This window comes from Brevibacterium sp. UBA7493 (assembly GCF_002479565.1).
Classification (GTDB): Bacteria; Actinomycetota; Actinomycetes; order Actinomycetales; family Brevibacteriaceae; genus Brevibacterium; species Brevibacterium luteolum.
On record NZ_DLOD01000010.1, the window covers coordinates 226,581 to 249,292 of the forward strand.

Annotated in this window: 17 protein-coding genes, 1 tRNA gene and 1 pseudogene; 12 read left to right on the forward strand and 7 right to left on the reverse strand. The window is 69.6% G+C overall.

All coding sequences use genetic code 11. The features are described from left to right. Positions 1-11 precede the first annotated feature (11 nt). From B4E96_RS07115 to galU, 4 genes are all read right to left on the reverse strand, one after another. A complete protein-coding gene (locus B4E96_RS07115) occupies positions 12-1,925 on the reverse strand; it encodes a hypothetical protein (RefSeq protein WP_286956963.1) in 1,914 nt (637 codons plus the stop codon). A gap of 67 nt (positions 1,926-1,992) precedes the next feature. Next, positions 1,993-2,601, reverse strand: a complete 609-nt coding sequence (locus tag B4E96_RS07120; protein WP_259834399.1) for a GNAT family N-acetyltransferase — start codon at positions 2,599-2,601, stop codon at positions 1,993-1,995. After that, entirely contained in the window at positions 2,598-3,227 is a 630-nt protein-coding gene (locus B4E96_RS07125) for a hypothetical protein (protein WP_286956964.1), read from the reverse strand. The genes B4E96_RS07120 and B4E96_RS07125 overlap by 4 nt, the downstream gene beginning before the upstream one ends. A gap of 8 nt (positions 3,228-3,235) precedes the next feature. Beyond that, complete coding sequence (gene galU / locus B4E96_RS07130) at positions 3,236-4,141, reverse strand: UTP--glucose-1-phosphate uridylyltransferase GalU (RefSeq protein WP_102161915.1); 906 nt, start codon at positions 4,139-4,141, stop codon at positions 3,236-3,238. A 30-nt stretch (positions 4,142-4,171) separates the two neighbouring features. On the opposite strand from galU, the gene B4E96_RS07135 reads away from it, so the two are divergent. Continuing rightward, positions 4,172-4,807, forward strand: a complete 636-nt coding sequence (locus tag B4E96_RS07135) for a 5-formyltetrahydrofolate cyclo-ligase (RefSeq protein ID WP_286956965.1) — start codon at positions 4,172-4,174, stop codon at positions 4,805-4,807. A 44-nt stretch (positions 4,808-4,851) separates the two neighbouring features. Then, a pseudogene (locus tag B4E96_RS13315) lies at positions 4,852-4,992 on the forward strand (FmdB family zinc ribbon protein); the annotation flags it as partial. A gap of 14 nt (positions 4,993-5,006) precedes the next feature. On the opposite strand, the gene B4E96_RS13320 reads toward B4E96_RS13315, so the two are convergent. Next, positions 5,007-5,288, reverse strand: coding sequence for a hypothetical protein (locus B4E96_RS13320; protein ID WP_349680646.1), 282 nt, complete (start codon positions 5,286-5,288; stop codon positions 5,007-5,009). A 92-nt stretch (positions 5,289-5,380) separates the two neighbouring features. Here B4E96_RS13320 and B4E96_RS07145 point away from each other — a divergent pair, with 92 nt between their 5' ends. The 6 genes from B4E96_RS07145 (at position 5,381) to B4E96_RS07170 (ending at position 10,909) form a co-directional block, all read left to right on the forward strand. Then, positions 5,381-6,094, forward strand: a complete 714-nt coding sequence (locus B4E96_RS07145) for an SAF domain-containing protein (RefSeq protein ID WP_286956967.1) — start codon at positions 5,381-5,383, stop codon at positions 6,092-6,094. A 141-nt stretch (positions 6,095-6,235) separates the two neighbouring features. After that, positions 6,236-6,736: a large conductance mechanosensitive channel protein MscL gene (mscL, locus tag B4E96_RS07150; RefSeq protein ID WP_259834546.1), complete on the forward strand. Its 501-nt coding sequence runs from the start codon at positions 6,236-6,238 to the stop codon at positions 6,734-6,736. A 145-nt stretch (positions 6,737-6,881) separates the two neighbouring features. Next, positions 6,882-7,700: a DedA family protein gene (locus tag B4E96_RS07155; protein WP_259834378.1), complete on the forward strand. Its 819-nt coding sequence runs from the start codon at positions 6,882-6,884 to the stop codon at positions 7,698-7,700. A gap of 95 nt (positions 7,701-7,795) precedes the next feature. Next, the gene (locus B4E96_RS07160; RefSeq protein ID WP_286956968.1) at positions 7,796-8,602 is read left to right on the forward strand and encodes a VOC family protein; all 807 of its coding nucleotides are present in this window, start codon (positions 7,796-7,798) and stop codon (positions 8,600-8,602) included. Between the two features lie 32 nt (positions 8,603-8,634). Further along, positions 8,635-9,624, forward strand: coding sequence for a threonine/serine dehydratase (locus B4E96_RS07165; RefSeq protein ID WP_286956969.1), 990 nt, complete (start codon positions 8,635-8,637; stop codon positions 9,622-9,624). 4 nt (positions 9,625-9,628) lie between these two features. After that, complete coding sequence (locus B4E96_RS07170; RefSeq protein ID WP_286956971.1) at positions 9,629-10,909, forward strand: MFS transporter; 1,281 nt, start codon at positions 9,629-9,631, stop codon at positions 10,907-10,909. On the opposite strand, the gene B4E96_RS07175 is transcribed toward B4E96_RS07170, so the two are convergent. Further along, on the reverse strand, positions 10,906-13,044 hold the full coding sequence (locus B4E96_RS07175; protein ID WP_286956972.1) for a RecQ family ATP-dependent DNA helicase: 2,139 nt from the start codon (positions 13,042-13,044) through the stop codon (positions 10,906-10,908). The two genes, B4E96_RS07170 and B4E96_RS07175, sit on opposite strands and share 4 nt — an antisense overlap. Before the next feature lie 151 nt (positions 13,045-13,195). Here B4E96_RS07175 and B4E96_RS07180 point away from each other — a divergent pair, with 151 nt between their 5' ends. The 3 genes from B4E96_RS07180 to B4E96_RS07190 are packed head-to-tail and all read left to right on the forward strand — an operon-like array spanning position 13,196 to position 17,316. Continuing rightward, positions 13,196-14,908 (forward strand): ABC transporter ATP-binding protein/permease, encoded by a 1,713-nt coding sequence (locus tag B4E96_RS07180; protein WP_286956973.1) that lies wholly within the window; start codon positions 13,196-13,198, stop codon positions 14,906-14,908. Beyond that, positions 14,905-16,716, forward strand: coding sequence for an ABC transporter ATP-binding protein (locus B4E96_RS07185; protein ID WP_286956974.1), 1,812 nt, complete (start codon positions 14,905-14,907; stop codon positions 16,714-16,716). The genes B4E96_RS07180 and B4E96_RS07185 overlap by 4 nt, the downstream gene beginning before the upstream one ends. Next, positions 16,717-17,316 (forward strand): LysE/ArgO family amino acid transporter, encoded by a 600-nt coding sequence (locus B4E96_RS07190; protein WP_286956975.1) that lies wholly within the window; start codon positions 16,717-16,719, stop codon positions 17,314-17,316. It begins immediately after the preceding gene. A 286-nt stretch (positions 17,317-17,602) separates the two neighbouring features. Here B4E96_RS07190 and B4E96_RS07195 read toward each other — a convergent pair whose 3' ends face one another. Beyond that, positions 17,603-22,279, reverse strand: coding sequence for a DUF4011 domain-containing protein (locus tag B4E96_RS07195; RefSeq protein ID WP_286956976.1), 4,677 nt, complete (start codon positions 22,277-22,279; stop codon positions 17,603-17,605). 132 nt (positions 22,280-22,411) lie between these two features. Here B4E96_RS07195 and B4E96_RS07200 point away from each other — a divergent pair. Beyond that, positions 22,412-22,484, forward strand: a tRNA-Arg gene (locus tag B4E96_RS07200). The last annotated feature ends 228 nt before the right edge of the window (positions 22,485-22,712 follow it).

A 22,712-nucleotide genomic window follows, 5' to 3' on the forward strand; every position in this document is an offset into this window, starting at 1 on the left:
CCGAGCGTGGTTCAGGCGCGGCGGCGGGCGAGCACGTCGTCGATGCTCGCAACCCCAGCACCGGAGTCGGTGCCGGTGGCCTTGAAGCGGATCGCGGTGCGGCCGTGGGACAGCGGGCCGGACTCGGCGTCCTCGTCGCGGGCAGCGTCCTGGAGCTCGGGCCGGTAGCCGAGCTCGGCAGCGAACATCTCTGCCAGGGATTCCTTCGACTGCGGCTCGAGGGTGAACGAGGTGGCATCGGCAACGACCGGCTCAGGCTGATCGCGTTCGACGACCGGGGCATCGACGTAGGTCGGCTTCGGCAGCGGGCTGGGCTTCCAGCCGGTGGCCTGCAGACGCTGGGCGAAGGGATCGGTGCCCACGGTCGCTGCGGGCTCGTCCTCGGAAGCGGCCTCGGCCTCAACCTCGGCCTCAGACTCGGCGGCCTCGGTTTCGGCGGTCTCGCCGGCCGCGGCGCTGTCCTTGTCCTTCGCCGGCTTCGGCCCGAAGCTCAGCGACAGGGCGGCCTCAGTGGTGCGGGAGACGATGACGGTCGTGTCGTGCTCGGTGTTCGAGTCCTCATCGTCCTGCACGGCCTCGGCAGCCTGGTCCTCGACCGATGTGTCAGCCGGCGCCCCGGTTTCGGCGGCCTCGGCCGGTGCTGGAGCTGGTGCTGGCGTCGGGGCTGCAGCGGTCGCTGGCTCGGCGGCGGTGTCGTCTGCGGTCGTCTTCTCGGCAGCCGGGGTCTCGTCGATGTCGAGGATGTGGCGCGGGAAGCGGCGGGCCTGTGAGCTGGCCGGCACCGAGGGGGGCTGGCTGGGCTCGGAGCTGTCGAGGACCTCGGCGGCGTGGGCGCGGCGCGCGGAGACGACCTCAGCGGTGCGGCGCTGCTGGGCCGGTTGCGCGGCCCGGCGTTCCGTGCCGCGTGCAGGTTCGTAGCTGCGTGCCGTGTGTGCGGCCGGTGCGGCTGCCTCACGGCGCAGGGTGCGCACACGCTTGTTGAGTGAGCCGACGAGCACGACGGAGCCGGCTGTGATGAGTGCCGTCAGCAGGGGCACCGCCCACGGCACGACGCTGAAGGCGGCGAGCACGGCGGTGACGAGGGTGGCGGCGAGCATGCCGAGGAACACCACGGAGACCATCGGGATGATCGAGCGGATGCCGGCGATCTTCTCTGCGGTCTGCCCGTCGATCTCCGGAGCCGGCCGGCGGGCCGAGTGGGCGCTGCCTGCCTGCGGTGCACCGCCTCGGGGGCGGTGGCTGCCGGTCCCCGCACCGGGGCGGGCGGCTCCCACACCGGGGCGGGCGGCTCCAGCACCGGGGCCGGCGGGTCGGCGTGCACCGGTGGCGGCCTGCGTGCGGGCGGTGTCGTGGTGACGACGCAGGTGAGCTGGCATGGCAGCCGGGCGGCCACGGTGCGTCGGGGAAGATCCGGCGTCGGGTGTGTTCGTCATCATGGCATCCAGGTGGTTGTCGGGGCGGCGGTCGCGCAGCGTCGTCGTCTGCGCGGAGGTGTGCAGCTGTGTCAGTGCAAGGGACTGGCCGGCAGCCAGCGGAAGCTCGATGTACTCGGCCTCCGCAGTCTCAGCCTCTGCGGCCTCAGCTTCTGCGGTTTCGGCTTCGACGGCGGTGTCTTCGGCTCCGCCGTCGATGACGGACAGCGCCGGGGCGGGGCGGCGCAGGCTCAACTGCGCAGGTTCGGTCACGACCTCGACACCGGGTGGCGGGGCGTAGCGGGAGGCGGGGGTGGAGGCGGTGAAGAGCTCAGGGCGGGCCGGCTCCTCAGTGCACGGTTCGGCGGCCGGGAGCTGGCAGATCTCAGCGGTTTCGGGCACCTCGCTGAGCTCGCGCTGTGCCACTGCGCGATCCGTTCGCCGCAGGATTGCCGGCAACGTGAACGCGAAGAGCACGACGAGTGCGATGAGTACCGTGATGCTTGCCTCCACACGACAACTGTATGGCCGCAGCGACTGTCACGATCGGATCACGGCGGGTGTGTCGAGAAACTGCCCCTCAGGGGTCCGGCCGGTTCTCCGCGCGGGTGCGCCGCCAGTAGTCGAGCAGCCCGAAGGGGACGTCTTCGCGCAGCAGCGCGAAGCTCACGTGGTCAGCCCAGGCACCGTTGATGTGCATATAGCGTTCGCGACGTCCCTCATAGCGGAAGCCGAGCTTCTCGACCACGCGCAGGCTGGCAGAGTTCTCCGGGCGGATGTTGATCTCCATCCGGTGCAGCCCCAGCGTGGTGAAGCAGTAGTCGGTGGCCAGCGCGACGGCGGTCGGGGTGTGGCCGCGGCCGGCGAGCTGCTCGTCGAGCCAGTAGCCGAGCTGGGCGCTCATGAGCGAGCTCCACTGGAACCCGGAGACCGTGAGCTGGCCGCGCAGCCGGCCGCCGATGTCGATGACGAAGGGCAACAGCCTGCCGGTCTTCGCCTGCCGGTGGAGCAGCCGGCGCAGGTGGTGGAAGTCCGCAGGCTCCCCGCCGCGCGGGTCGGTGGCCTCCCAGGGGCTCAGCCAGGCGTGGTTGCGGGCGCGCACCTCGGCGTAGTCCTTGGCGTCGCGGCGGGTCAGCGGGCGCAGCAACAGCTCGCCCTCGCGCAGCTCAACCGGCCAGTAGGAGCTCACGGATACTGTGGGTCGTAGTCGGGGCTGCGGTTCAGCGGGACGACCTTCGGGCGCAGATCGTGGATGACAGCACCACCACCGGTGTCATCGCCGCCTGCCTCCTCGTCGTCGTCGCGCAGTTCGTCGAGCACATCGAGGATGATCGCCCCGACCTCCTGGATGGCCGCCTGCACGCCGGTGACGTCATCGGGCAGGGTGAGCACGAGGGTGCCGCCGATCCAGCCGCAGGCCGGGGACTCGAACACCGACCGGGAGTATCCGGCATCGAGTTGGGCGCGGCGGATCGACTGGGCCAGTCCCGGCACCGAATGGTCAAGTGCCTCACCGACGTCAGCGGCGAGGTCACGGCCGCAGCCGACTCCCAGCCGTCCGACGATGACGACGAGCCGGGCCCGGGCATCAGGACCGCCGAGGCCGGCGAGCCGCTCGTGCAGCGCCTCGCCCACCTCGGCGGCGGTGGTCTCGACGTCGAAACCGTACTCATCGAGCATCGTCTCCGCCGCCTCGGCAGCGGCTGTCACCTTCCGGCCCATCAAGGGGCGGGACCGGCCGGCAGCGATGACGAGCGCGCCGTAGGTCTCGGCGGCCTGGGACCCGCCGGCAGCGCTGCCGAACAGTCCGGTCATCAGATCGCTCAGCTGTCGAGGCCGGCGACGTATTCGCGCAGCCAGCCGTTGAGTTCGTCTCCGAGGTCGTCGCGGCGCCCGGCGAGCGTGATGACGGCCTTGAGGTAGCTGATCTTGTCGCCGGTGTCGTAGCGGTCGCCGGAGAACACGACGCCGTAGACGCCGTTGGAGTCCGGGTCGGCGGCCAGGGTCTGCAGTGCGTCGGTCAGCTGGATCTCGTTGCCGCGTCCCGGCGGGGTGTTGCGCAGGACGGGGAAGATCTCCGGGGCCAGCACGTAGCGGCCGATGATCGCCAGGTTGCTCGGCGCCTCGGACGGGTCGGGCTTCTCGACTAGGCCGGTGATGCGCACCGCGCCGTCGATGTCGACCTCCTCGACGGCCGCGCAACCGTAGAGGCCGACGTCTTCGTGCGGGACCTCCATGAGTGCGACGACGCTGCCGCCGGTGGCCTGCTGGACCGCGATCATCGATTCGAGGATCGGGTTCGATTCGTCGATGAGGTCATCGCCGAGGAGCACGGCGAAGGGCTCGTTGCCGACGTGCAGTTCGCTCTTGAGCACCGCGTGGCCGAGGCCGAGCGGATCGCCCTGGCGGACGTAGTGGATGTCGGCGAGTTCCGAGGAGTGCTGGACGGCGGCGAGCTTCTTCGTATCGCCCTTCTTCTCCAGGGCGCGCTCGAGTCCGTCGACGCGGTCGAAGTGGTCCTCCAGCGGGCGCTTGTTGCGCCCGGTGATCATGAGAATGTCGTTGAGGCCAGCATGCACGGCCTCTTCGACGACGTACTGGATGGCCGGCTTGTCGACAACCGGCAGCATCTCCTTCGGGGTGGCCTTCGTCGCCGGCAGGAAGCGGGTGCCCAGCCCGGCCACGGGGATGACGGCCTTGGTCACAGCTGCGTTGCTATTCTCAGTCATATCCTCAGTGTACGCATAGGAGTGAGGGCAGTGACCGACACCTCGAACGCGGCCGCCAAAGCCGCGCTGCGCACCCGCATCCGCGCTGGTCGCCGCACCCGTGACGGGGCCGCTGCCGTCTTCGCCGAGGTGCTGGCCGGCTGTGTGCCCGGCGAAGGTGCGATCCTCGCCTACGCCGCCCTGGCCGGCGAGCCGAACCTCGATGCGCTCCTGGATGACCTGCGTGCGCGCGGCCGGACGGTCTACCTGCCGGTCACCACCCCGGGGCAGCCGCTGTGCTTCGGCCGGCTGGACACTGCGATGGAACGCCTGCCCCGGGTGGGCAGGTGGCAGATCCGCGAACCCGAGCCGGTGCTCACCGCGCCCGAGGCGGTGGCCGGCACCGCCGATCACCCGCCGGTGGGCGTCGTGTTCGTGCCGGGATTGGCCTACGGCCCCGCTGGCGCCCGGCTGGGCAACGGGGCCGGGTTCTACGATCGGACCTTCGGACCGCAGGGGCAGGTGCCCGCGGCCTCGGCGGCGGTGGACGTCATCGGCGTCTGCTACGCAGACGAAGTGCTGTCAGAGGTCAGGCGTGAGGAGTGGGATCTTGCGGTCTCGGCGATCGCGACCGAAACCGGCCTGCACCCGGTGACCGGAGGCGCCGGCGCGAGCGCATGCGAGTAGGGCTATACTTCTTGACGGATTTCCGCCCGTGAGAGAGGTCTGCTGTGCCCACCTACGCCTACCGCTGCACCGAGTGCTCCAACGCCTTCGACATCCATCAGGCGTTCACCGATGATGCGCTCACCGAATGCCCGCAGTGCCGGGGACGACTGCGGAAGGTCTTCGGCTCGATCGGCGTGAGCTTCAAGGGCTCGGGCTTCTACCGCAACGACCACGGCGCGACTGCCGGCAGCGGGTCGGCCAGCAACGGCTCGGCAGGCTCGGCCGGTGGCGATTCCGGATCTTCCTCAGCTTCGTCTGCTGACTCCTCAGCTTCGTCTGCGGATTCCTCAGCTTCGTCCTCCAGCAGTGCGGCCAGCACAGCCTCAGCCGGTGCATCGAGCAGCACCGCCTCGTCGAAGACGGCAGCGACCTCCGCGTCATGACCACCGGTCGGGGTCCTGGTTGCCTGGGTATCTGCACTGGTCAGCGCGGCTGACATCCCCAGATGCGGTTGTGGATGGGAGGCAGATCGCTGTCCACAGCCTGCGCTGAGCTGCCTGCCGGGGTGTGCGCGCCGGTCAGACTCAGCGCATGGTCCTCTCGCTTCTCACACGCCTCACCCGGCAGCCAGCCAGCTCCCGCGAACCTCAAGCGAGTACCGCCTCGGCGGCGGTGCACGCCCGCACAGCTCTGAGGCGCCGCCGGATCCTCGGGGCGGCCGCACTGGCGGTGGCGACGATGCTGGCGGTGTGGCTGCTCATTCCACGCACCGGCGGCACGCACGTGCTCGTGGCCAGCGGGCCGATCAGCGCCGGAACCGAGCTGACCGCAGCCGATGTGTCGCTCAAACGCTTCCCACCGGACCTCGTACCCGAGGGCGCGCTGACCGACACTGCGACCGTCGTCGGGGCGACAGCGACCGCCGAGGTGGCGGCCGGGGCGGTCATCACCGAGCACACGATTCTCACCCCGCGCACTGAGCCGCTGCCCGAGGGCATGGTCGCCCTGCCGGTGGAGGTCGGCGACGCCGCGGCCGCACAGGTGCTGCGCGCAGGACACCATGTGCGGGTCTTCGCTGCCGGCACCGGCAGCGAACCTGCCGGAGACGACGGCGACCCGATGACCGGACTGCGGCGCGGCCCGGCAATCGTCGAGGACGCAGTCGTCGAGTCGATTCGACAGGCAGACGCCGGCAGCTCACCGCTCGATCGCTCGACAGTCGTGGTGCTCAGGGTGCACTCGGACGAGGCGGCAGCACTCGCCGATATCGCCGGCAGCGCGCTGAGCTTCGCGGTGCTCAACTGACCGGTTTCCAAGACTTTGTGCTGATGACAGGCCTGCAATCCGCCGCTCATATGAGCGGTCGGGTTATGATCGGAAGGTACATAGGGCAGCTGATGAGCGCGTCTTCGCGGTCAGGCTGCCGGGTCTGGAAAGGACATGACTATGCTCAAGGGCTTCAGAGACTTCATTCTGCGCGGCAACGTCATCGAACTGGCGACCGCAGTCATCATCGGCGGTGCCTTCACGGCCATCGTCACCGCGATCTCCGACAAGATCATCAACCCGCTCATCGCCGCCATCGGCTCGCCCGAGTCACCTGCACTGTCGTTCTACCTGCGTGAAGGCGTAGAAGCGACAAAGGTTGACATCGGTGCGGTCATCACCGCCCTCATCAACTTCCTCATCGTCGCAGCCGTCGTCTACTTCGTCATCATCATGCCGATGAACAAGATCAACGAGCTGCGCAAGCGCGGCGCCCCGGAGGAGGAAGTTCCCCCGACCAGCGAGGAGCTGCTCGCCGAGATCCGCGACCTCATCGCCCAGGGCCAGCAGAACGTCGTCGCCGACCAGCGCTTCGTCGAAGGCGCCTCCGGCACCCCCGGTGTGCCCGGCGGCGCCCAGAACATGCCGAACTCGGCAGGCGAAGGCGACCCGCGCCACTGACATGCCACCGCGCACACGCCTCGGCGTGTGACCGGCCGGAAGGGCCGGGAGGATCAGCGCGATCCTCCCGGCCCTTTCTCTTTGTCTTCCCGTCTCTGACGTGCTCGGCTGTCATCGCCGGGTATGCCCGGCTACTCTTGACGCCATGACCGACGAGCAGCACCCGCTCCCCCACCACCGCCGTGAGCCCGAGACCGAGGCGCCGGCCGAGCGCCCGCAGGACCGCGCTGAGGCACCCCCTGCCCAGCCGCAGTCGTTCAAGGACCTCGCTCCGTGGGAAGGCGAGGCCACGATCGTCGACAAGCTGCTGCTCGTCGGCGTGTTCGGGGTGCCGCTGTTCTACCTCGTGCTGCTGCCCTTCCGCCCGCAGCTCATCGCCAGCCACCCGGTGCTGCTGGAGTTCCTCACCGGCGCGAAGTCCGCGATCGTCGGTGCCGGCGCCTACGCCGGGATCGGCGAGCTGTCTCTGACCCTCGTGTTCATTGCCGGTCTGATCGGCATGGCGAAGTTCGACTGGATGTTCTGGCTGGCCGGCCGTCGCTGGGGCGATGGCGCGGTCAATCTTTTCGCCCAGTCCGAACGCCAGCGCAAGCGGTTCAGCAAGCTGAAGAACCTGCCGGCCTGGCTGCTGTTCATCTTCGTCTTCATCTCCCGGGTGCCCGGCATCCCCGGCACCATCGTGTGGCTGGTCGCCGGCTACTCCCGGATGTCGCTGCCGTTGTTCCTCACCGCCCAGATCTCCGGTGCGGCAGCCATGACCGCAGTCTGGACGGCCCTGGGCTACAACCTCGGGCAGGCCGCCGTCGACGTCATCCAGGTCATCGACCGCTACGCCATGTGGATCTCGCTGGCGATCATCGTCGGCATCGTCGTGTGGTCGACAGCCAAGAGCGTGCACACCGAATCCAAGCGCGCCAAAGCAGCCGGTGAAACAGAGGACTCCGCGGCTGAGAATCAGCGCTGAGTCCTCCCGATCTCCTGTCGCCGGTGAGCCCGCAGCAGTAACTTGAACGGGCGCGGCCGGCTCCCGCCGGTCAGCGCACCCGTGAGGAGACTGCCATGACCGCCTCAACCGGCCGGCCCATCTGGATCGACCACACCCACCAGAACCCCGCGGCGATGCGCAAGGTCTACACTGACCTGTTCGGCTGGACTTTCGACGACCAGGGCCCCGACTTCGGCCACTACACCATCGCCTCCAATGCCGAGGGCCACCCGGTCGCCGGCTTCATGCTGGCGATGGCACCCGACGGCACACCCGATGCGCAGATGCCGACGAGCTGGACGATCTACTTGCACACCGACGACATCGACGCCGCCGCCCGCACCGCCGGACAGTCCGGCGGCACCGTCGTTGTCGAGCCGATGCCGGTCGGTGAGCTCGGTTCGATGGCCGTGCTCGCCGACCCCGACGGGGCCGTCTTCGGCCTGTGGCAGGCGGCGGGTTTCTCCGGCTTCGAGCACCTCGCCGGCGGGGCCACCAGCGCCGGCACCCCGGTCACGGCCGGGCTGCCGGTGTGGTTCGAGCTCATGAGCGCCCGCTACCACGACGCGCTGTCGTTCTACGCCGCGGTGCTCGGCTGGCAGCCGACCCCGTTCGGAGAATCCGCTTCTGCCGCATACTGCACGAACCATCCAGGCGAGCCGGCCACTGCCGGGCTGTGCGATGCCGCCGAATGGTTCGAGACATCGATGTGGCGCGTGTACTTCTCCACCGATGACGTTGACGGGAAAGCTGAGCGGCTCACGGCTGCCGGCGGCCAGGTGCTCGACGGGCCGATGGACACCCCCTTCGGCCGGCTGGCGACGGTGACGGATCCAGAAGGGGCGACCTTCCAGCTCAACCGGCCACCGCAGATGGGCTGAGCGACTGACTCGCCGCCGCTAGACTGGCCGGCATGTCGATCGTTCCCACGCGTGACGAGATCACCGCCGCGCATTCGCTCATCAGCAGCCATATCCGCCGTACCCCGCTGCTCGACATCACCCTGCCCGACGGCACGCCGGTGACGCTCAAGCTCGAGCTCTTCCAGCACACCGGCAGCTTCAAACCCCGCGGCGCCTTCACCGGTGCGCTCACCGCCGCCGAGGCGCCGAAGAGCCTCGTAGCCGCCTCCGGTGGCAATCACGGCCTGGCCGTCGCACATGTCACCTCCGTACTCGGCATCCCGGCCCGCATCTTCGTCCCCTCAACCGCCCCAGAGGCGAAGGTCTCCCGGCTTCGAGCAATGGGTGCTGAGGTCACCGTCACCGGTGAGGTCTATGCCGATGCGTTCGCCGCCAGCCAGGAGGCCGCCGCCCAGCCCGGCGCGCGGGCCCTGCACGCCTACGACTCCCCTGCCACCGTCACCGGCCAGGGCACCCTCGGGCTGGAACTCGACGCACAGCTGCGCAGCCGCACCAAGGACCAGACAGGCACCGCAGAACGGACCGGCACCGGCGCCGAGGCGGAGGTCCCGACGGTGCTTGTGGCCACCGGCGGTGGTGGCCTCGTCGGCGGGATCGCCGCCTGGTTCGGATCCGATGCCAACGTCGTGCCGGTCGAACCGGAGACGTGTGCGGCCCTGCACACGGCGCTGGAGAACGGCGAGCGCACACCGATCAGCCCCAGCGGCGTGGCAGCCGATTCGCTTGGGGCCAGCACGATCGGCGAGATCTGCTTCGCTGTCGCCTGCCAGAACGCATTGGCACCGGTGCTCGTCACCGACGCAGCGATCGGGGAGGCGCGCACGTGGCTGTGGCGCCAGACCCGCATCGCCGCCGAACCCGGCGGGGCGACAGCTCTGGCTGCGCTGCTCTCGGGTGCCTACCGGCCGACCCCCGGCGAGCAGGTCACCGTGGTCGTCTGCGGCGCGAACGCTGACCCGTCTGATCTGCCCCTAGACTGAGGCAGTGGCTCTCAAGGATCTGCTGGCCGATACCCGGCCGCTGCGCACGCCGACGTTCCGGCGGCTGTGGTCGGCGAACATCGTCACCGTCATCGGTGCACAGGTCACGATCGTCGCCATCCCCGCCCAGCTGTATGCCCTGACCGGGCAGTCGAGTTATGTCGGCTTGGCTGGACTGTTCGGGCTCGTCCCGCTGGTGATCTTCGGTCTCTACGGCGGTGCGCTGGCTGATGTCATGGACCGGCGCATCCTCATGCTCGGCTCCGGCTGCGGCCTCGTCGCAGCCAGCTTCGGGCTCTTCCTGCTCTCGGCTCTCGGGTCGACGAATGTGTGGCTGCTGTTGAGCGTCTATGCGATCCAGCAGATGTTCTTCGCACTCAACCAGCCGGCCCGCAGCGCGATCCTGCCGGCGATCCTGCCCGGTGACCAGCTGCCGGCAGCCAATGCGCTCAACATGACGCTCATGACCTTCGGCGCCGTCGTCGGCCCGCTGGTCGGCGGGATGCTCATCCCGGTCATCGGCTTCTCGTTCCTCTACCTCTTCGACGCACTGGCGCTGCTCGTATCCGTGTGGGCGATCTGGAAGCTGCCGTCCCTGCCGCCGCAGCGCGCAGACGATGCGGCAGGCTCGGGGAAGCGCCGGGCTGGGGTGCGCAGTGTCGTCGACGGTTTCGCCTATCTCATCACAGCCCCGGTGCTGCTCATGAGCTTCGTCGTCGACATCATCGCGATGGTCTTCGGCATGCCCCGGGCGCTGTTCCCGCAGATCGCTCACGAGACATTCGGCGGCCCGAGCTCCGGTGGTGTGGTCTTCGCGGTGCTCTCGGCTGCGATGCCGCTGGGCGCGCTGCTCGGCGGGATCTTCTCCGGCTGGGTCTCACGGGTCAACCGGCATGGCCGGGCCGTCGTCATCTGCATCCTCGTCTGGGGCGCGGCGATGACCGGGCTCGGATTGGTCCTGCCGGCAGCCGGTCACTGGTGGAAGCTCGCGCTCATCGGGGCTGTCGTATTCCTAGCCATCGGTGGTGTGGCCGATGTCGTCTCGGCGGCATTCCGCCAGACGATCCTCCAGCAGGCCGCCGACGATGCAGTCCGCGGCCGGCTGCAGGGTGTGTTCATCGTCGTGGTCGCCGGTGGCCCGCGCATCGCCGATGTGCTGCACGGCTATGTCGCCACCGGCATCGGCACCACCTGGGCGACTGCTGGTGGTGGTGTGCTCGTCATCATTGGTGTGCTCATCGCTGCGGCAGCCGCGCCGAGCTTCATGCGCTACCGCGTCCGCTAGGCCTGCTGGGCGGCAGCGAACGGCAGCACGGCAGCCGCCCCGGCGCGCAGCAGTTCGCGGGCGAGGACTGTCATCGTCCAGCGGGAGACGATGAGCGCGTCGACGAGCAGCACTGTCTTTCCCTGCACGGCAGCTGCCTGCTCGTCTGTCAGCCGGAATGCCCCGGAGAGGTTCTTGACCCGGAACGCGGAGTTGACGTCAGGTGAGCCGGGATCGCGCAGCAGCTCGAACTCGCCGATGTCCTGCATCTGACCCACCGCGGCGAGCCCGGCTGTCAGGGAGCGGGTGAAGACCGGCCGCAGCGTATTCGGCACCGAGATCACCACCTCGGGTCGGGACTGCCAGTCCCAGTCGGTAAGCACCCTCACCGCAGCCTGGCCGATCGCCTCGGGCACCGGTGCGTCGACCTGCCCGGTGCTGAAGGTCTCGGCCAGGCGCTGGCCGATTCCCAGGTCGGTGAGCCGGGCGATGACCCGTCCTTCGGCCGGCCGTTCAGCCGGGGCGATCTTGCCGCGCAGTTCGATGCCGAGGCGGTCCAGGCCGGTCGGCCATTGGGCGCGAGCAGCGACCGGCAGTCCGACGCCTGCCAGCTGGCTGCCGGCAGACTGCAGACCGGAGTCGCTGACCTCGGTGGAGAACCACGGGCCGGCACAGGTGTCGCAGCGGCCGCAGTCACCGGTCGTGTCGTCATCGAGCTGGCCGGTGAGATAGCGCATCCGGCACATCTGCGTGCGCTCGTACTCGCGCATCGCATGGGCCTCACGGGTGCGCGTGGCAGCGACTGCGGCGTAGCGCTGGGCGTCGTAGGTCCAGCCGGCCCCGGTGGTGACGAATCCGCCGCGCACCCGGTCGACGGCCCCGTCGACCTGCAGGATCTTGAGCAGCAGCTCGAGCCTCGCCCGCTTTTCCCCCACGACGGTCTCAAGCGCCGGAATCGACATCGGCTCCTCGGCGCTGAGGCTAGCCAGCACCGCGGCGGCGGTCTGCTCATCGGGCATCGAGGCGGTGGCGAAGTACTCCCAGATCCGTTCGTCCTCCGGCCCGGGCATGAGCAGCACATCAGCTGAATCTGTCGCGCGCCCGGCACGGCCGACCTGCTGGTAGTAGGCCACCGGTGAGGACGGGGCGCCGAAGTGGATGACGAACCCCAGATCCGGTTTGTCGAAGCCCATCCCGAGTGCCGAGGTCGCCACGAGCGCCTTGACCTCATTGGCCTTGAGCGCAGCCTCCATCGCCGCCCGCTCATCAGCATCCGAAGCACCGGTGTATGCCGCGACATTCCACCCAGCCTGGGCCAGCGCCCGGGCCGCGTCCTGGGCGGCGGCGACGGTGAGGGTGTAGATGATGCCCGAGCCAGTGAAGTCGCCGAGGTGCTCGCACAGCCAGGCGAGCCGGCGGGCCGGTTCGGACTTGGCCATCACACCTAGGCGCAGGGAGTCGCGGGCGAGCTGCCCGCGGATGACGAGCGCATCGTGGCCGAGCTGCTCGGCGACATCGTCGACGACCCGGGAGTTCGCAGTCGCCGTCGTCGCCAGCACCGGGATCGATCCGGGCAGCTCTGCCAGGATCGAGCCGATGCGCCGGTAGTCGGGCCGGAAGTCGTGGCCCCAGTCGGAGATGCAGTGGGCCTCGTCGATGACGATCATCCCGAGATCGGCCATGAGCCCAGGCAGTACCTCGGAGCGGAAGGACGGGTTGGCCAGCCGTTCGGGCGAGATGAGCAGCACGTCGACGGCACCGGCGGCCAGGTCGGCACGCACCTGGTCCCACGCCTCGGCGTTGGAGGAGTTCATCGTCACCGCGCGCACGCCTGCGCGTTCGGCGGCTGCGACCTGGTCGCGCATGAGCGCCAGCAGCGGGGAAATGATGAGCGAGGGCCCGCGCCCGGCCCGGCGCAGCAGGGTCGCGGCGACGAAGTAGACGGCTGATTTGCCCCAGCCGGTGCGCTGGACGACGAGCGCGCGCCGGCGCTCGGCGACCAGCGCTGCGATCGCCTCGAACTGGCCGGGATGGAACTGCGCGTCAGCCCGGCCGGTGAGCTCGCGCAGCACCTCCAGGGCTGCTGCGTGCAGCTGCGGGTCGGGGGCCGTCGCCGAGGCGGTGGCTGGCTGGGGTGCAGATGCGTCGGTGCTCATGTGGCCGAGTCTAGGCACACCCACGGACGTCGCCATCACCTCACCGTGTGACCAGGAATGATGTCCCGCCTCTCGGCCGGGAGGGGCGGTGTCCGTACCACTCCGTATGATGGTCTGCGATACCGATCCCGTCCCCTGCCAGGAGGCTGTCGTGGCTGCGCATCCGCATGGTCATCCCGGTGCCTCAAGCGCACCGGAGGCTCCGCTGCATGAGCGGCTGCGCCAGGCTGTGCCCGGCTGGGTGCTGGCCGTCTCGACCGCTGCTGCGTGGGCGCAGGCTGCGGCGACGGCGTTCCTGTTCTTCAGCCTCGGATCGGCTCTCGATGTACTCAGCTTCGGTGAGCGCCTGCTGCCGACGGAGATCCTCACGCTCATCCTCATCGCCGCCGCAGCCGCGATCTGGGCCGCTGCCGGTGCCGGGTTCTCCGCCTGGGCTGCCTCGGATGCCGAGAAGCAGCTGCGCGCGGCCGCACTTGGCAGCCTCTACCGCCTCGGTGCTGTCGATGTGCAGTCGCGGGCCGGTTCCCTGCTGTCGCTGCTCACCGATGGGGTGCAGCGGACCGCGAACTACCGGGCGGCGTTCATCGGCCCGATGATCGGGGCGCTGACCACCCCGCTGCTCGTGCTGGCGATCATGGCGGTCACCGTCTCCGGGCGGGTCGCCGGGTTCCTCGCCCTGCTGCTGCTCATCGTCCCGGTCGTCATCGCCGGTTTCCGGTGGGCGGTGCGCCCGATCGGCCGGTCCTACCGGATGACGCAGGGCCGGCTGACCGCCGCCTTCCTCGAAGCGATCCAGGCTCTCGACACCCTCGTCTACGCCCGTGCCGCCGGTCGCACGGCTGCCGATCTGGCCCGCCGCGGCGAAGAGCACCGGTCGAGCATCATGCGGATGCTGGCCGGCAACCAGCTGCTCATCTTCGTCGTCGATGCCGCCTTCTCCCTCACCGTCGTCGTTGCCGCGACCGCCCTGTCGCTGCAGGGTCTGGCCGCGGGCACGCTGAGCCTCGGTGGGGCGCTGACGATCCTGCTCATGACCACGCTCGTCATCGGCCCGGTCGACATCATCGGCCGGTTCTTCTACATCGGCATCAGCGGCCGAGCCGCCCAGCGCAGCCTCAGCGAGCACCTGCATGCCGGCACCGCGCCCGAGGCGCCGGCCGCCTCGGACACGAAACGTCCCCGCGGGGACGTCGAGACCACCAGCCCTGCGCTCCGTCTCCGCGATGTCACTGCCGGCTGGCCGGGCGGCCCGCCGGTCTTCTCAGGCCTCAGCCTCGATATCGCTCCCGGTGAGCATGTCGCGCTCATCGGCCCATCAGGTGCTGGGAAGTCGACAGTCGCCGCTCTCCTCCAGGCCCATCTGCTGCCGCGCTCCGGCGAGGTGAGCGTTGCCGGGCTCGACACCGGGGAAGCGGATCGTGCAGCGGTGCGTGAGCAGCTGGCCGTCGTTGAGCAGCAGACGTTCCTGTTCCTCGGCACGATCGAGGACAACCTGCGCATCGCCGCTCCCGAGGCCGATGACGACCAGCTGTGGGAGGCGCTCGAGACTGCCGGGCTGGCCGCCGATGTGCGCACCATGCCAGCAGGCCTGGCGACACCGGTCGGTGAGCACGGCCGGCTGCTCTCCGGCGGGCAGGCCCAGCGGCTGGCGATCGCCCGGGCTGCGCTGCGCGACGCCCCGATCCTCATCCTCGACGAGCCGACCAGCCAGGTCGATCTGGCCGGTGAGGCCGCGATCCTGCAAGCACTGCGCCGGCTGGCCGCAGGCCGCACCGTGCTCACGATCGCCCACCGCCCGCTTGCGGTGCTCTCCGCTGACAGGGTCCTCGACCTGCGTGAGCTGATGTCGGAGGTGGGTTCATGACGGCAACGCCTGCAAGCCGCCGGGAGCTGACCGGCTGGCTCATCAGTCAGACCCGCGGGCTTCTCGCCCCGCTCGGCCTGGCAGTCATCGCCCGGGTGCTCGGCCAGTTGCTCGGTGTTGCGCTCTTCGTCGTCGCCGCCACGCTGCTCATCCGTGCCGCCAGCCCGCAACTGTCAGGCCAGTCCATCGGCATCGGGACGGCTGTCACCTGGCTGGCCGGCATTGCGATCGCCAAGGCGTTGCTGCGCTACGGGGAGCACTATGCCGGCCACTATGTCGCCTTCACCTCGCTGCAGCGGCTGCGCGATGCCTTCTTCTCCCGGCTCGTCCCGCAGGCGCCTGCTGCGACGCAGGGCCGTGCGGGAGCCGAGCTGACGAGCCGGGCCACCTCGGACATCGACCGGATCGAGGTGTTCTTCGCCCACACCCTGCCGCCGGCTGTCTCAGCTGTCGCGGTGCCCGCGATCGCGCTGACCTGGCTGGCGGTCGTCGTGGACCCGCGGCTGGCGCTGACGCTGACTCTGACGGTCGCAGCTCTGCTGGCGCTGCCGCTGCTCACCCGGCGCGGGGCCGTCGACTCGGCCGACGCCGTGGCCCGTGGGCGCGGGCAGATCGCCGAGCGCCTCGGTGACGATGTGCAGGGGATGCGCGAGATCCTCGGCTTCGGCATCGTCGAGCAGCGTCTCGACGGCCTGGCGCGCGTCGATGCCGCACGCACGACAGCTGCCGCGCAGGTCGGTGCGAGCCAGGCGACCCGGGCGGGCCTGTCGGTGCTGGCGCAGGGCGGCGGGCTCATCGCCGTCCTCCTCGTCGGCGCCGGCACCGGAGCCTCACCGGCTGCGATCATGACAGCGCTGGCCGTCGGCATCGGGCTCATCGGCCCCGCCCGCGGGTTCGAGGACTACATCACCGGTCTCGACAACGCCTTCGCCGCCACCTCCCGCATCCGCGAGATCATGGACGCTGTTCCTGCCGTCAGCGACTCCGCCAGCCGCACAGCCCCCGCAGCTTTCGCTGCCACCGGTGACGCACGCGAATCTGAGGCTGGCTCCGGTCCGGCAGCGACCGCCTCACGCAGCGGTGCGGCTGCGAGTGTCGAATTCGACGACGTCACCTTCAGCTATGACCCGAACGCCGGGCCGCAAGCACTCGACGGCGTGACACTGCACGCTGAGGCGAGGACGTGGACGCATATCGTCGGGGTCTCCGGCAGCGGCAAATCCACGCTGGCTGGGCTGCTGCTGCGCGGCTGGGACCCCGAATCCGGTGTGGTGCGCCTGGCCGGCACCGATGTGCGCGAGCTGCCGCTTGCCGAGCTGCGTTCACGCATCTCACTGGCCCCGCAGCGACCGACAACACTGCGCGGAACCCTGCGGGAGAACGTCACGCTGGCCGCCCCTGATGCCACCGATGAGCAGATCGCTGAGGCACTGACGCTCGCCGGCCTGCCCGACTGGACTGAGCGGCTGGCAGAGCCGGTCGGCGCGCGCGGTCAGAGCCTCTCCGGTGGGCAGCTGCAGCGGCTGTCCCTGGCCCGCGCACTGCTGCCGAACCCGCAGGTGCTCATCATCGACGAGGGCCTCAGCCAGCTCGATGCCGAGACCGCAGCCGAGGTCCGGCAGCGGCTGCTGTCGATCGAGAACCTCACGATCATCGAGATCACCCACCGGGCCGACCTCATCGACGATACGGCTGCTGTGTGGGTGCTCGACCTCGGCACGGTCGTCGAATCCGGCACCGCCGGCCAGCTGCGTTCACGAAACGGCCCGTTCCAGCGGCTTGAGGCGCGCATGGCCTACGATGCCTGAGTGATTCTCCACCTGCTCACCGGCGCGCTGACGGGCTGGTCGCTCATCATCGCCGTCGGCCCGCAGAACGCTCTGGTGCTCCGGCAGGGCATCCGCCGCGAACACCTCGACGTCGTGCTGGCCATCTGCATCATCGCCGATGTTGCGCTCATCGGCCTGGGCACCATCGGCATCGGCGGTCTCATTCTGCTGGTGCCCTGGCTGCTGACAGCCCTCAAGTGGCTGGGTGCTGCCTATCTTGTGTGGTTCGCTCTCATCACGCTGCGCTACGCCTGGCACACCACCGGTCTGAGCGCCGATGCACAGCCGCGCACCCGCAGGCAGATCGTGCGCACGACTCTGGCGCTGACCTTCCTCAACCCCGGCGTCTACCTCGACACCGTCGTCATGGTCGGCAATCTGGCCAATCAGCAGGGTGCAGACGGACGGTGGTGGTTCATGCTCGGGGCGATGGCCGCCTCGGTCAGCTGGTTCCTTGTCATCGGCTTCGGTTCCCGAGCGCTGGCGCCCGTCCTGGCCAAACCGCGCCTCTGGCAGGCAATCGACGTCGCGATCGCCGTTGTCATCGTCGTTTTAGCGGTCCGCCTCATGCTCTCCTGAGCCGGTATCAGCGGACGCCTCGCCTGCGTCACCGGCAGTTGCTTCACTGCCGGTCTTAGGCACATCTTCGGCTGGGCGTGTGGCGGAGTCGACTCGGCGTGGATTCGGCCGTGATGCCCATGCCGGGACCGGGTGGGATCTCGTCGCCCAATGCGGTGGCCGGTCCGCCAGCAGCCGCTCGTCGCCGTTGGCCTCCGAAGCCGGAGTGGACCCCCCGGATTCGTTGCGCAGAGTGCGCCGATAGGCCTCGATCGCAGCCTGCACCCGCGGATCCTTCGTCACGGTCTCAGGGCTTCCGGTTGTCAGCCCCGGCAGCATCTCCGGCGGGCTCGTCGGCATCCGCTGCTGCTGGGGATGCGGCGTCCTCCACAGTGGAGGCATCGGCGGACTTCCGTTCGGCTCCCGTGCTGCCGCTGGATGAGTCGGCTGCCTCAGCCTCGTCCTCATCTGCCGTGGAGCTCGCAGTCGGTGTGGGGTTCTCACCTGCCGTGGTAGTCGCTCGTACAAAGCTCTCGCCTGCAGCAGTGCTCTCGCCTGCAGCAGTGCTCTCGCCTGCAGCAGTGCTGTTGTCCTTGCTGTCATCCGGCGCAGCGGAGCTGTCCGCTTCGTCACTGTCGACCAGCCCGGCGTCAAGCAGCTCCTGTTCGCGCAGCTTGCCGGTGTCATACTGCGGCATGACGGCGGTCTGGTCCGGTCCGGCATCAGCGGCCGGGACGAAGACGTCTTCTTCCCGCTGACTCGTGCCCGCATGGGTGGACTTGCGTTCGTTGGCGCGGCGGCGGAATCGCTGCACGGCTTCGGTGAGCACACTGTCGACGCGGTGGGCGCGGCTCTTGACAGCCAGCGCGGAGCGCAGCTGGTCCTTCAGCCCGGCATCGGTGCGCGAGACACCATCGGATTGGATCCAGTCGAGCATCGCATCGAGGTCCTCAGCCGAGTAGGTGTAGACCGGCAGACCCGGGGTCACGCGCGGGCGGTTGCCCTGCCGGCCGACGACGACGGCTGCCGCGCGGGCGGCATTGAGCACTGCCTGCGGGGAGAGCTCCTCAACGGTGTCCTTCCAGACTTCGAAGATCCGCTCGGCCTCGCGCTGCGGATCGACGAACGCATCGGTCGTCCACACGCGCAGGCTCCGCCAGCCGTGGCGGGCCAGGTTCTCAGGCCGCAGGCGTTCGCGTTCGCGGATGCTCTGCCGGCTGACATAGGACGCCCCGTCGGACTCGACGGCGACGGCCATGCCCTCATCCCCTGCAGCGGAGACGGCGACAGCCAGGTCGATGCCGGCGTATCCGGCATGGGGTTCGACACCCATGCGGATGAGGCGCTCGGCCAGGTCATCGATGACAGGGGCGACGTCGTTGTAGATCGCCAGCTCGACACCGGCATCCTCAACGGGTGCCGCCTCGGCATCGCCTGTCCCGGCGTCCGTGGTTCCGGGCTCCGCTTCCGAGGTGTCGCCGTCCGTCTCGGCGACACGGCTCGCAGCCGTCGAGCCGTTGCCGATTCGCTGCGCTGGCGTGTGGGCTGCATCGTCGGTCTCGTCGTCACCGGTCGTCTCGGAAGCCTCACCGCCGGCAGAGGAGGTGCCCTCCGCCTCGGGCGCGGTGTCTGCCTGCGGGCTCAGCCCGCCGGCAGCCACGGCTGCCAGCAGGTCCGGCAGCACGGCGGCACCGTGGCGCAGCCGGGCGGGATCGAAGTCGTCGGCCTCGAAGCAGGAGACGAGCGTGAGCTTGCGGCGGGCGCGGGTGACAGCGGCGGCCAGCAGCTTTTCACCGTCAGGTTCGGACAGGGCGCCGAAGTTGTAGATGACCCGGCCCTGGCGGGTGCGGCCGTAGCCGAGGGAGAAGATGACGGCGTCGCGGGCCATCCCCTGGATCTGCTTGCAGTCGGTGACGACGAAGGGCTCCTTCGACCCGTCCGAGAAGAAGGAGGCGACGTACGGGTATTGGCGGATCGCCTGCTGAATGCCGGCGGCCACGCGCTTGGCGTGCCACGGGGTGAGGGTGATGACGGCCAGCGACTGGCGGGCGTTGGTGCGGGCGTGTTTGAGCACGAGGTCCACGACCCGCTGCACTTCGGCATCAAGGCTCTCGACCTGGCCGGTGGCGGTGTCCGGGGAGCCGAAGGCGTCGGGCACGTACGCGAACTCCAGGCCGGTGCCCTCGTTCGTGTGGGCGCTCGGCAGGCCGGTGATGGTGCCGTCGTAGAACTGCTCGTTGACAAGCCCGAGCAGGCCTGCCGGGGAGAGCCGGTAGCTGGTGTGCAGGCGGCGCACGGGCAGGAACTCGCGCAGCTCAGCGAGCACGCTCGGGGTGCCGGAGCCGTTGGGCACGGTGCGCCGGTCGACGGCGACGCTGAAGTCGCGCGGCCCGAGCAGCCGGTCGTCGCCCATCGCGATGATCTGCTTGCCGCGGGCGATCGCCGGCAGCACCTCAGGTACGGACATCCGGCCGGCGTCGGCGAGGATGACGGTGTCGAACATCGGCAGGTCGGCGAAGTACTGCGGCACGTCGAACGGGCTCATGAGCCAGACCGGGGCGAGCGCGCCGAGCACGTCGGGAGCGGTGAGGCTCAGCGGTTCGACGTGGAACTGGCGGGAGCGCAGGGCTGCGCGCAGTGCCTGGGCCTGCTGGCCGTGTTCGCCGATTGCGTGCTTCCAGCCCTGGGCGTGCGACCACTGCAGGCGCTGAGCGCCGGCAGCGACGTACTGGCGGTCGCAGATGCGGAAGTCGGCGGCGGTGCGGTGCATCGCCTCGGAGTCGTGCTGGCCGATCTGCGGATCCTCAGCGGCCAGGCGCTGCAGCACGGTCGCCCAGTAGGCGAGGTCGAACTCCTCGCCGACGAGTTCGTGGGCAGCGCGGCGGGAGCGCAGGTCGTCGATGAGCTCGCCGAGCCCGGCTTGGCGCAGTTCGGCATCGAGGTGGGTGCGCGCCGGAAGGTCGGCCAGCGCCTCCTTGTCCTCGCCCATCGCCTGCAGGCGGGCGTGGAGCTCCTCCACGAGCATCCCGTCGAGGTCGCCGCCGTCAGGGGTGTCGGCCATGACCGGTGAGAGCTTGTCGAGGTCGGCCTGGACCTCCTGGTACTTCTCGTCGGCGTCGAGCAGCCCGCGCGGCACCTTGAGCCGGGTGCCGCCGCCGGCGAGGTCCTTGAGGGCTGCGCGTTCGTCGCGGGCGGCGATGAGGGCTGAGTGCAGGTCATCGACATGCGCCCCGGGCCGCAGGAATTCGCGGGCGGCCTTCTTCAGGCGGCGGCGCTCCATCATGCCCATCGGGTTGTCGTGTTCGGCACGGTACTCGTTCGAGCCGGTCGCAGCGATGAGCTCGCTGAGGTTGTGCTCGTAAACATCGGGCGAGAACCTGTCGAGGGTGCGGCGCACGCCCAGCAGCACCTTGAGTGCCTGCCCCCAGCCGGCGACGGTGCGTTCGGGGTTGAGGCCGGCGTCGCGCAGCACCGGTTCGCACAGCTGAGTCAGCTGCGGGATCTTCGCAGCGACCCGTTCGGCGACGCTGCGGGCGGCCTCGGCGTCGGCATCGGAGTTGAAGCGGGCACCGAACCACACGGTGTCCTCGACTTCGAGGGTGAAGGCACCGAGCGCTGAGAGCTTCAACAGCTTCTCCCGCAGCCGGCTGCGGTGGCCGGGTTCAGCGGCCATGATGTCGTCGCCGAACCGCACCCCGGTGGTGGGACCGGGCTGTCCGGCGGTCAGCCTGGCGAGGTGCTGCATCGTCTGGTAGACGGACACTCCCCACGGCTGGCGGATCCGGTGCAGGGACTCGGCGTGCTGGGACAGGGTGTCGCGCTGTTCGTTCAGCCGCTGCAGCAGGGTGCCCAGATCGGGGCGTTCGGCCTTCTCGGCTTGGGCGATGAGGCGGATGAGCTGGCGGTGGATGTCGCGGGCGGAGTCGCGGCCGTCGATCGCCAGATCCGGCAGGCCGGCGGCCTCCATCCGCGTGGCGAAGTCATCGAGGGCATCGGAGTTCTGTGCGACGTAGAGCACGCTGCGCCCGGTGTGGGCCAGGGTCGTGGCGATCGCGGTGGCCAGCTGGGTGGCCCCGGTTCCCGGCGGGGTGTCGACGACGAGCGACTGGCCGGCCACGGCCGCGTCGACGACGGCCTGCTGGTCCCCGTCGACGTCGATGGCGAGGAACTCCTCCTGCGGTTTGCGATCCGGCAGCGGCACCGGGCCCGAGGCGGCGGCCGCCTCGGCATCGGCTGCCGCCTGTGCGGTCGGTTCGGGCAGCGCATCGGTCTGGCCGGCGAGCGCCCTGAGGATCGGGTGCGCCTCGGGCAGCTCCTCACCGGTGTAGGGGGAGACGATGTTGGCGAACGTGGAGACGATGAGCCGCTGGTTGACGAGGAGGCCGGGTACGCCGCGGGCAACCTCGCGCAGCCGCTCGAAGACCGGGTTGGGATCGAATCCGTGGCTGTAACCGGTGGAGGCGACCCATTCGTCGACGTCGATGGCGATGTCATGTTCGCGGTGCAGGAAGTCGACGAGTGCGGGGTTGATGGTGATGCTCTCATCGAGGACGATCTCGTAGTCCTCGACCCGGGAGCCGCGGGGGACGAGGCGCACGTGGCGCAGCATCACCGGTGCGGCGTAGTCGAGGCGGACACCGGAGTCGCTGTCTTCACTCCAGGTGGCGAAGCCGATGGCCAGATGGGCGGTGTTGATGCCGCGTTCGCTGGCGAGCTGGTCGGCCTTCTGGCGGATCGAGCGGGCCCGGCGGCGGGCGTCGGAGAGCTGGTCATGATCCCGGATGAGGCTCGAGAGCCGGGTGGGCCTGCCGGCCAGCAGCTGTGCCAGGCCGGAGGGGTGGGCGCCGGTCAGTTCGATGGAGCCGTCGCGGGAGTCCCGATACTGCAGCATGGTGTCGCGTCCGCCGATCTTGGCAGCGCGAGCCTTCCACGCGGCAAAGGCCTCGCCGACTGTGGACTTCGATGCATGTTCGGTTGATGACACATATCGAGCCTAACCATTAGCCAGCGGATTCGCGCGCTGGCGCACCGGGGAGGAGGAATTTTCCACGCCGCTGGTACACTGGGCTGGTTGCCCAACCGCCGCCTGCATGCAGGCCGGTGACACGGGCACCGAGCCCCCGTAGCTCAGGGGATAGAGCACCGCTCTCCTAAAGCGGGTGTCGCAGGTTCGAATCCTGCCGGGGGCGCACCGCTCACCAGCCCAATCATGAACGCGCCGACGCGAGGTGCCCGGCCCGTGGAGCAGACATGGAGCAGCCCGAACCGTCGTGCTATGCGACCTGGCCTGTTCCAGATGGGCCGACCTGGCCGCTCCTCCGCGCCCCGATCGGGCAAGGCCCACGCCGCGACCCTGGAAGCCCCGGAGATGTCGCTCCCCCTCATGCTCCAGACATGCACATATAGTGCATAATGTA